We start from the raw sequence: 10,644 nt of genomic DNA, 5'->3' as shown, positions 1-10,644 counted from the left end.
TTTTTTATTTTTATAAATAAAAATAATTGAATAAGCTCAACAAGTTTTGTATAAATTATTTCTAAATAAAGTAAAATTACAAACATTTTATATTTTAGGAGGAAAAAATGAATACAAAGAAAATGAATATGAGAAAAGTTAATGTTAAAATGTTGGCAGAAGCAGGAATTATGATAGCTTTGTCCATAGTATTAAATATGATTAAATTATATAAATTGCCACAAGGTGGTTCAATAACTCCTGGAGGTTATGTTCCGTTGTTATTATTTGCCTTAAAATGGGGACCAACTAAGGGAGTAACTGTTGGAATAATATATGGCCTAATTGATTGTTTAATAGATCCATATATTATTCATCCATTACAATTTTTGTTGGATTATCCTTTAGCTTATGGAATGTTAGGTTTGGCTGGTTTAGCTAGTAAAAATTTGAATTTTAATAGTGTTAAGGGAAAAATAAAACTAACTTTATCTGTTGTTTTTGCAAATTTTATGAGAATGGTTATTGCAATATTGTCTGGAATAATTTTCTTTAAAAAATTTTTACCAACAAATATTCCATATGTACTAGGATCATTTATTTATAATATATCCTATGTACTTCCTAATACAATTATATGTATAATATTAATATTTATAATATATCCTAGATTGATAAAACTTAATAAATAAGGTGGAGAAATGATAGGTTTAATAGTTTCCGGTGGAAACAAAGTAAATGATGACATATTAAAAAAATATTCCAAGAAAGCAGATTTTATTATTGCTGTTGATAAAGGTGCTGAATCATTAATTGAAAACAATATAAAAATAGATTTATTAGTTGGGGATTTTGATTCCATTAATAAAAAGTATTTAAATATTTTAGAAGAAAAGAAAACATCTATAATAAAATTAGAAATAGAGAAGGATGACTCTGATACAGAAGCTGCTTTAAATTATTTAATAAAGAAAAAATTTTCAAAAATATTTATGTTAAATTGTACAGGAAGTAGATTGGATCATACTTTTTCAAATGTTCTTTTATTGAAAAAATTATTAGACAATAATATTAAAGGATATTTAATAGATAATAATAACAGGATAACTATTACTAATTCCAAGGTTAAAATAGAAAAAGAATATGATAATATTTCAATAATTCCTTTGACCTTAGAGGGTATTAATGTTACTCTAGAAGGATTTTATTACAAATTATTTAATGAAAATATCGAATATGGTAGTAGTAGATGCTTAAGTAATTTTTTAATAAAGGACTTTGGAAATATTTTTATAAATTCAGGATTAGCAATAATAATAGAATCTAACGACTAAAAAAATACCTCAAAAGAGGTATTTTTTATATTTAAATATATTATATAATTATTGAGGTCTAACAACTTTACCAGATCTTAAACATCTAGTACACACATTAATTCTTTTTGTTTTTCCGTCAACAACTGCTTTTACTTTTCTAATATTTGGCGCCCAACTTCTATTATTCTTTTTATGTGAGAAAGTAATGTCGTGTCCAAATACTCTGGATTTACCACAGATTTCACATTTTTTTGACATAGTTACACCTCCTGTCAATAATATCAATATTCTTGTTTAGAACAGTAATATTATAGCAAACAAAGTTTTTTTATGCAACAAATAGTTAATATATATGATACTTTGGGTAAATTATATTTACATTATTAGTTTTTTACATTAGAATAAATGTATATGTATAAATATAAGGAGGCAATATGTCAGCTCATATAATAAATGAATTAGGAGTAATACAAATTAGCGATAATGTTATCTCAAAGGCTATAAGTGATGTTGCAATGCAATCATATGGCGTTGTAGGATTAGTTAGCGCAAGCGCTACTGATAGTTTATTGACTTTGTTAGGAAAAGACAATATAACTAAAGGCGTTGTATTAAATATAAAAAATAATAAAATGACTATAGATTTACATGTAATATTAGAATATGGAGTAAAAATTTCAGTTGTTACTGAAAATTTAATTGATGCAATTAAATTTCATGTAGAAGAACATACCGGTATAGAAGTTGAAAAGGTTAATATAATAGTAAGAGATATTAGACTCCAAAATCAGGAGGAAATATAATGAACATAACAGATGGTAAGTTGTTTACAACTATGCTTAGGGCGGCTTATCTAAATTTAGAAAAAAATAAAGAAGAAGTTAATAGGTTAAATGTTTTTCCTGTTCCAGATGGAGATACGGGAACAAATATGTCACTAACCTTAAAATCTGCAATTAAGAATATGGAATCAGAAAATAATGAAAATATTTCTAAAATTGCAAAGGCCTTTAGTACAGGATCCCTAATGGGAGCAAGAGGAAATTCTGGAGTTATAACTTCTCAAATTTTAAGGGGTTTTGCTCAAGGAATAGAAGATTCGGAAATTATTGATGTTGAAACCTTAAAAAATGGCTTAGTCCAAGCATATAAAGTTGCTTATAAAGCAGTTATGAAACCTACCGAAGGAACAATTTTAACAGTTATTAGAGGTATAGGTGAATTTGCTGAAAAAAATTATAAAAATTATGTTGATGTTAAAGTTTTCTTTGACGATTTAATCAAAGAAGGTAAAAAAGTATTGGATTCGACTCCTGAAATGCTACCTGTTTTAAAACAAGCAGGTGTAGTTGATGCTGGTGGAATGGGACTTATTGTTATTTTAGATGGAATATTGAATTACGAAAATATAGATTCCAGCGACTCGATTTCTGTGGAAACTGTAAAGGTTAATTCTACAAGCTTTCCTATAGCTCAAGATACAGGAGAAGATATTAAATATGGCTACTGTACAGAATTTATGATTGAAACTGACTATGGTGATTATTTAAAATTCAGAAATGATATTTCTAAATTTGGTGACAGTATTTTAGTTGTTAAAGGCGATGGTTTAATTAAAACCCATATTCACACCAATAATCCTGGAGTGGTTTTAGAAAAAGCTCTACAGTTAGGGCAACTAAAGGATGTTAAAATAGATAATATGAGAATTCAACATAATCATATTATTGCAGGAGAAGAAGCTGATAAATATTTAGATCCTGCTATAAATCCGGATAAAAAAACCAAATATGGATTCATATCTGTTTCTAGTGGAGATGGATTTTCTAAGCTGTTTAAAGAATTAGGGGTAAATGAAATAATATCCGGTGGACAAACAATGAATCCGTCCACAGAAACTATTTTAGAAGCCATAGATAAAATAAATTCTGATAATATATTCGTTTTTCCTAATAATGGAAATATTATATTGGCTGCTGAACAGGCTAAATCTCTGTCGGAAAAGAATATTATTGTTATTAAATCCAAAACCATACCTCAAGGAATTACATCTTTATTATCCTTTGATGAAGAACTAAGTCCAGAAGAAAATGAAAAAGAAATGAATGAAGTTTTAAGTACTGTTAAAACAGCTCAACTAACATTTTCAATTAGGGATACGGAAATTAATGGACTAAAAATAAAAAAAGATGATATTATAGGTTTAGAAGGTGGAGAAATACTTTCAACAGGGAAAAAACTTAATAAAGTCACCTTGGATTTATTAAATAAGATTATTGATGAAGACTCAAGTTTAATTACTGTTTATTACGGGGAAGACACAGAAGATAAATATGTAAATGACCTGGAAAGAAAGTTAACTAGAATTTATCAAGATCTAGATATAGAATTTGTAAATGGTGGTCAGCCATTATATTATTATATTATTTCAGTGGAGTAAGCCTTACATAAGTAAGGCTTTTTATTATTAATATGAAGTTAAAAGAAATTAAAGGAATTGGTCCTAAAAAAGAAAAATTATTAAATAATCTAGGAATTTTTACTGTTAAGGACCTAATAGAATATTACCCTAGAAAATATGAAGATAGAAGTAAAGTTGTAAACATAAATGATGTACCAAATGGCGAAATGGGATTATTCTATTTGAAAATTATTTCCCCGTGTATAGTTTCCTATCCTAGAAGAAATATGTCGATTACTAAATGCAAGGCAACAGATGGTACTAATATAATAAATATTAAATGGTTTAATAATCACTTTATAAAAAATTCTATAAGGTTAAATAATACCTATTATATTTATGGTAAAGTAACACGGACGAATAAATATATCGAAATTGATTCCCCGGTTGTTAATAAAACCTTGGGTGGCAGTCTAGGAAAAATTTATCCAATTTACTCTTTAACAAAGGGGCTATCTAATAACGATATGAATAAATTTGTACTGGACGCCTTAAAAAAATTAGAAATCAAAGATATTTTACCAAAGGTTATCTTAGAGAAATTTAGTTTATTAAATAGAAAATTAGCAATTAGAAACATTCACTTTCCTGAAAATGAAAAACTACTTATTCTTGCTCGTAAAACATTAAAATTTGAAGAATTACTGGTTTTACAAACAGCCATTAATTTAGATACAATTAATATAAAAAAAGAAGGTATTCGATTTAAAGATTTTAAGGAAGTAGATGATTTTATAAAAGGACTTCCATTTAAATTAACAAATGCTCAAAGAAAAGTAGTAAATGAAATATTTAAAGATATGAATGAAAACAAATCTATGAACAGACTTGTCCAAGGAGATGTTGGTTCAGGTAAAACAATTGTTGCGGCTATAGCAATGTTAAAGGCGTTTTACAATGGTTATCAATCAGCTATGATGGCACCTACAGAAATTTTAGCAACTCAACATTATAATTCATTAAAGGAATTATTTAAAAACGTAGACCTTAAAGTTGAATTATTAAAGGGTAGTATGTCAAAACAAGAAAAAGATAGTGTGTATGAAAGAATATATAATCATGAAATTGATATTTTAATAGGAACTCATGCAATAATAGAGGATAAGGTAGAATTTTCTAAAATAGGTTTAGTAATTACCGATGAGCAACATAGATTTGGTGTTAAGCAAAGGGCTGAAATTTCTAAAAAAGGCAATGTTGATACTTTAATTATGACAGCTACACCAATACCTAGAACTTTAACCTTAGCTATGTATGGGGATTTAGATATTTCAATAATAGATTCATTACCACCTGGTAGAAAGAATATTGATACTTTTGCAGTTAATATGAATTATGAAAAAAGAGTTATAAATTTTTTAAAAAAACAAATTAAAGATGGTAGGCAGGGCTATATAGTTTGTCCATTAATTGAAGAGTCCGATAAGTTAGAATTAAATTCTGTAATTGAATTATATGAAAGATTAAAACAAGAATATTTTCAAGCTACTAAAATCGCATTTATTCATGGAAAAATGAAAAATGATGAAAAAGAAAGTATTATGGATGAATTTATTAATAATAATATAAAGATTTTGTTTTCTACAACTGTAATTGAAGTAGGTATAAATGTACCTAATGCTAATATTATGATTATTTATAATGCTGAAAGATTTGGCCTTTCTCAATTACATCAGCTAAGAGGAAGGGTAGGTAGAGGACAATATCAATCCTATTGTATTTTAATCAACAACTCAAATAGTAAAATTGCCAGAGAAAGAATGAGAATTATGCAAAATTCCAATGATGGTTTTGAAATATCAAAAAAAGATTTAGAATTAAGAGGTAGCGGTGATATATTAGGAACTAAGCAATCTGGATTAGCAAGTTTAAAAATTGCTAATATTTTTGACGATATGAATCTTTTAAATATAATCCAACCTATTGCTAAAAAAATTGTAGTTGAAAGAAAATTAGATGAAAAAGAATATTTTAATCTGAAAAAAAGTATTTTAGAATTTTCAGATAAATTAAAAGAGAATATTATATTTAACTAGGAGGATTATGAGAGTTATTTCCGGTGAAAAAAAAGGTATGAGATTATTTTCTACTAAAGATAAAAATACTAGGCCAACAGAAGATAGAATTAAAGAAGCCTTATTTAATATTTTAACCGATATAGATGATAATTCTATGGTTTTAGACCTGTTTGCAGGCACAGGCAGTGTAGGTATTGAGTTTTTGAGTAGAGGAGCTAAATTTGCCGTTTTTAGCGAAAAAAGTAAAACGAATATAAAATGTATAAGAGATAATCTTAACCATACAAATTATACAAAGAAAAGTAAGATATATTTTGGGGACTATGTTGATAATTTGAAAAATATAGCTAAAGATTTTACAGGATTTGATTATATTTTTATAGACCCTCCTTATGATGAAGCTAAAATGTATTATAATTCTTTGAATTTAATCTATCGTTTAAAACTTTTAAATTTTGAAGGAATAATAATTTTAGAAAGTAATATAGAGTTGGATTTAAAAAAATATAATATAATTAAAGAAAAGAAATACGGCAAAAAATTAATTTATTTTATAGATTTAGGAGTTAATTATGAAAATAATATATCCAGGTAGTTTTGATCCTATTACTTTGGGACATTTAGATATAATTGAAAGAGTTTCAAAAAAATTTGATGAAGTTTATATAGCTATATTAAATAATAACCAAAAAAAATCTCTTTTTACAGTAGAGGAAAGAATAGAAATTATAAAGGATGCGTGTAAATCCTTTAAAAATATAAAGGTTGTAGCTTTTTCAGGACTTCTTGTAGATTTTGCTAAAAGCATAGACTGTAAATTAATTGTCAGAGGCTTACGGGAAGTGTCCGATTATGAAAAAGAAGTTCAAATGGCTCTTATGAACAGAGAGCTATATAACGATATGGAAACATTATTCTTAGTTTCCAATGCAAAATATTCCTTTGTAAGTTCTTCTATTATAAAGGAAATAATTTCCTTTGGTGGTAATGTCGAGAACTTTGTACCAGAATTAGCGTATAAAATGTTAAAAAGTAAGTATTTACATAAGTAAATTCTTGTAAGTTCTTGATATTTAATATATAATATTTAGAGAATTATAAATTTGGGAGGTATTTGTATGGATGTACTTCAAATTATTGAAGAAATAGAAGATTTACTAGACGAAGCTTCTACAGTACCATTTTCGAAAAAAGTTATGGTGGATACAGACGAAGTATTTCATCTTTTACAACAAATAAGACAAGGACTACCTGGAGAGATAAAACAGGCTCAATGGGTAAACGAAGAAAAGGATAGAATTTTGGCAGAAGCTGAAAGAGATGCATCTGCAATAAAAGATGAAGCAAACAAAGAAGCAGACAAAATAATTAACGATGCTAAAGAAACATTTAATAATATGATAAGTGAACACGAAATTACTAAAAGTGCAAATGAATTTGCAGAAGATATTGTTTCTAAGGCAGAAGAAAATGCAAGAGTATTAAAAACTCAATCACTAACATATGTTGATGAAATGCTTCAAGCAACTCAAGACAGATTGAAAGAAATCTTAAATGATTTAGAAGAAGATAGGAAAGAATTAAGATAAATTTTTATTAATATTTGAATAATTCATATCGAATGCCTTTAATTGTTTAAGATAAAATTTTAATAGAACTATGATGAGAAATATTTATAAATATATTTTATAGAGAGCTAATAGTTGGTGGAAATTAGTAAATATTTTATATTGGGCAACTCTGAGTTCGTTAATCAAGTGACGACATAAGTCGTAAATAGGGTGGAACCGCGGAAAACTTTCGTCCCTAGCGTAAGCTAGTGGTATGGGAGTTTTTTTATTTTTTAATAAAGTTTAGGAGGAAGTTATGGCCAAAGAAATTAAAATGGAAAATATTGTTAGTCTTGCTAAAATGAGAGGATTTGTTTATCCAGGCTCTGAAATATATGGAGGATTGTCAAATACATGGGACTATGGTCCTTTAGGAGTGGAATTAAAAAATAATATTAAAAAGGCATGGTGGAAAAAATTTATACAAGAAAGTAAATATAATGTGGGAGTTGATGCAGCAATTCTTATGAATCCATCAGTTTGGGTTGCATCAGGCCATGTTGGAGGTTTTTCAGATCCACTAATTGATTGTAAAGAATGTAAGTCTAGATTTAGAGCAGATAATTTAGTGGAAGATTATTTTTTAAATGAAAAAAATGAAGAAGTTGTTGGCTTAGATGGATATACAAGCGAGGAATTGAGAAATATTATTGAAGAAGAGAATATTAGTTGTCCAAAATGCGGAAAACATAATTTTACAGATATAAGAAAGTTCAATTTAATGTTTAAAACTTTCCAAGGTGTTACTGAAGATAGTACCTCAGAATTATACTTAAGACCGGAAACAGCACAGGGAATCTTTGTTAATTTTAAAAATGTTCAAAGAACTTCTAGAAAGAAAATTCCTTTTGGAATAGGACAAATAGGAAAATCTTTTAGAAATGAAATTACACCAGGTAATTTTATTTTTAGAACTAGAGAATTTGAACAAATGGAATTAGAATTTTTCTGTAAACCTGGCGAGGACCTAGAATGGTTTAATTATTGGAGAACCTACTGTAAGAACTTCTTGTTAAATTTAGGAATTAAGGAAGAAAGACTTAGAATGAGAGATCATGGTGAAGAAGAACTTTCTTTTTACAGTGTAGCTACAACTGATATAGAATATTTGTATCCTTTTGGATGGGGAGAACTATGGGGGATTGCAGACAGAACCGACTATGATTTAAAACAACATATTGAAGGTTCAGGAATTGACTTTACTTACACAGATCCACAAACAAATGAAAAATATATACCTTATTGTGTTGAACCGTCAGTAGGAGTAGACAGAATGTTCTTAATGTTTTTATGCAATGCTTATGAAGAAGAGGAATTGGAAGACGGAACTACAAGAAATGTTCTTCACCTACATCCAGCTCTTGCACCATATAAAGCAGCTGTTCTACCTTTAACAAAAAAACTTTCTGACAAAAGTGATGAAGTTTATGAATTATTATCAAAAGAATTTAATGTAGACACTGACGTTTCTGGCTCAATTGGAAAAAGGTACAGAAGACAGGATGAAGCAGGAACTCCTTTCTGTATTACAGTAGATTTTGATACCTTAGAGGATAATTCTGTCACTATAAGAGATAGGGACACAATGAAACAAGATCGTATAAAAATAGATGAACTTATTGATTATATTAATGAAAGGACTATGTTTTAATGGAAAAATTAATAGTTTTTGGATCAGATAAATGTCCGGATTGTCCACCTGCATTAGAAGAGTTAGATAGAAAAAATATTTCTTATGAATTTGTTAATATAACTGATTCAATTCCTAATCTAAAAAGATTTTTAATAATTAGAGATAGTAATACTAAATTTGAAAAAATTAAAAATAACGGCTCTGTAGGTATTCCATGCTTCTATAAAGATGGAGATGTATTCTTTAACATTGAAGAAATTTTATAAAAACATTGATTAGATTAGTTTAATGTAGTAAAATAGTTTAACAAAAGGATGAATAAAGGAAAGAGGGATATAATGAGTAATGAGGTGTTAAACCCCTTAATAAGTGCTCAGACACAATTAAAAACTGCATGTGATAAATTAAATTTAGATTCTGCCATATATGAATTATTAAAAGAACCTGAAAGAGTTATAGAAGTTTCAATTCCTGTAAAAATGGATGATGGAACGGTTCAAGTATTTAAGGGCTATAGATCGGCACATAGTACAGCTGTTGGACCTAGTAAAGGTGGAATAAGGTTTCATCCTCAAGTTAATTTAGATGAAGTAAAGGCCTTGTCAATGTGGATGACTTTTAAGTGCTGCGTTACGGGAATTCCTTATGGCGGTGGAAAAGGAGGCATTGCAGTTGATCCTTCAAAACTTTCACAGGGAGAATTAGAAAGACTAGCAAGAGGTTTTATTAGAAAAACTTATAAATATTTAGGTGAAAACATAGATATTCCAGCTCCGGATGTTGGAACTAATGCACAAATAATGAGTTGGATGATAGATGAGTATATTACAATAAAAGGTGAACATTTAAACGGTGTTATAACCGGAAAACCAATTGTATTTGGTGGCTCAAAAGGTAGAACTGAAGCAACAGGTCTAGGTGTTGCAATAATATCTAGAGAAACTTTCAAAAGTATTGGTAAAAATATTGTAGGTTCTAAAGTAGCTGTACAAGGGTTTGGTAATGTAGGAAGTTTTGTTGTAAAATATTTAGAAGAGCTAGGCGCTAAAGTAGTTGCTGTATCTGAGTATCATCCATCAAAAGGAACTTATGCAATATACAAAGATTCAGGCTTATCATATGAAGAATTAAATTCCAGTATGAATGAATATAAAATACTGCAAAATATTGATGATGCTAAAGAAATATCCATGGATGATTTTTGGAGTTTGGATATAGACTTAATAGTTCCAGCTGCTTTAGAAAATGCGATTTCAACTAATGAAGCAAAATTAATTAAATCAGATATGATTGTAGAGGCTGCAAATGGACCTATAACCCTGGAGGCCGATGAAATTTTAAACAATAAAAACATAGTTGTAATTCCGGATATTTTAGCTAATTCCGGAGGGGTAACTGTTTCATACTTTGAATGGGTTCAAAACCTTTACGGATATTATTGGGAAGAAAAAGAAGTTGCTGATAAACAAGAAAATGCCATGGTAACTGCTTTTGAAAATATCTTAGAAATTAAAGAAGATTACAAGGTATCTTTTAGAGAGGCTTCATATATGTTCTCTGTTAAAAAAGTTGCCGAAGTAATGAAATTTAGAGGCTGGTATTAAAAATGAAAGTCATAATGTGATAT

General features: G+C 28.1%; 12 protein-coding genes. 11 read left to right on the top strand and 1 reads right to left on the bottom strand.

Annotation, left to right across the window (positions count from 1 at the left end; all coding sequences use genetic code 11):
- The first annotated feature begins 107 nt into the window (after positions 1–107).
- Positions 108–671, top strand: a complete 564-nt coding sequence (gene thiT / locus JFY71_RS10800) for an energy-coupled thiamine transporter ThiT (RefSeq protein ID WP_243660790.1) — start codon at positions 108–110, stop codon at positions 669–671.
- 9 nt (positions 672–680) lie between these two features.
- Entirely contained in the window at positions 681–1,313 is a 633-nt protein-coding gene (locus JFY71_RS10795) for a thiamine diphosphokinase (RefSeq protein ID WP_243660789.1), read from the top strand.
- Between the two features lie 48 nt (positions 1,314–1,361).
- On the opposite strand, the gene rpmB is transcribed toward JFY71_RS10795, so the two are convergent.
- Positions 1,362–1,553, bottom strand: coding sequence for a 50S ribosomal protein L28 (gene rpmB, locus JFY71_RS10790; protein WP_243660788.1), 192 nt, complete (start codon positions 1,551–1,553; stop codon positions 1,362–1,364).
- Between the two features lie 176 nt (positions 1,554–1,729).
- Between rpmB and JFY71_RS10785 the strand changes: the two genes are divergently transcribed.
- The 9 genes from JFY71_RS10785 (at position 1,730) to JFY71_RS10745 (ending at position 10,621) form a co-directional block, all read left to right on the top strand.
- Entirely contained in the window at positions 1,730–2,098 is a 369-nt protein-coding gene (locus JFY71_RS10785; RefSeq protein WP_243660787.1) for an Asp23/Gls24 family envelope stress response protein, read from the top strand.
- Positions 2,098–3,735, top strand: coding sequence for a DAK2 domain-containing protein (locus JFY71_RS10780; protein ID WP_243660786.1), 1,638 nt, complete (start codon positions 2,098–2,100; stop codon positions 3,733–3,735). Before JFY71_RS10785 ends, JFY71_RS10780 begins: the two co-directional genes overlap by 1 nt.
- Positions 3,736–3,767: 32 nt before the next feature.
- Entirely contained in the window at positions 3,768–5,792 is a 2,025-nt protein-coding gene (gene recG, locus JFY71_RS10775) for an ATP-dependent DNA helicase RecG (RefSeq protein WP_243660785.1), read from the top strand.
- Positions 5,793–5,799: 7 nt separating this feature from the next.
- A complete protein-coding gene (gene rsmD, locus JFY71_RS10770) occupies positions 5,800–6,369 on the top strand; it encodes a 16S rRNA (guanine(966)-N(2))-methyltransferase RsmD (protein ID WP_243660784.1) in 570 nt (189 codons plus the stop codon).
- Positions 6,347–6,826, top strand: coding sequence for a pantetheine-phosphate adenylyltransferase (gene coaD / locus JFY71_RS10765; RefSeq protein WP_243660783.1), 480 nt, complete (start codon positions 6,347–6,349; stop codon positions 6,824–6,826). The genes rsmD and coaD overlap by 23 nt, the downstream gene beginning before the upstream one ends.
- A gap of 66 nt (positions 6,827–6,892) precedes the next feature.
- Entirely contained in the window at positions 6,893–7,363 is a 471-nt protein-coding gene (locus tag JFY71_RS10760) for an ATPase (protein WP_243660782.1), read from the top strand.
- Between the two features lie 277 nt (positions 7,364–7,640).
- Positions 7,641–9,035 carry a glycine--tRNA ligase gene (locus JFY71_RS10755; RefSeq protein ID WP_243660781.1) on the top strand — a complete coding sequence of 465 codons (1,395 nt, stop codon included), beginning with the start codon at positions 7,641–7,643 and terminating at the stop codon, positions 9,033–9,035.
- The gene (locus JFY71_RS10750) at positions 9,035–9,283 is read left to right on the top strand and encodes a glutaredoxin domain-containing protein (protein WP_243660780.1); all 249 of its coding nucleotides are present in this window, start codon (positions 9,035–9,037) and stop codon (positions 9,281–9,283) included. The genes JFY71_RS10755 and JFY71_RS10750 overlap by 1 nt, the downstream gene beginning before the upstream one ends.
- A 72-nt stretch (positions 9,284–9,355) precedes the next feature.
- On the top strand, positions 9,356–10,621 hold the full coding sequence (locus tag JFY71_RS10745; RefSeq protein ID WP_243660779.1) for a Glu/Leu/Phe/Val family dehydrogenase: 1,266 nt from the start codon (positions 9,356–9,358) through the stop codon (positions 10,619–10,621).
- The last annotated feature ends 23 nt before the right edge of the window (positions 10,622–10,644 follow it).

It is taken from the genome of Miniphocaeibacter halophilus (genome assembly GCF_016458825.1).
GTDB classification, from domain to species: Bacteria; Bacillota; Clostridia; order Tissierellales; family Peptoniphilaceae; genus Miniphocaeibacter; species Miniphocaeibacter halophilus.
This window is presented reverse-complemented; position numbering and strand designations above follow the sequence as displayed.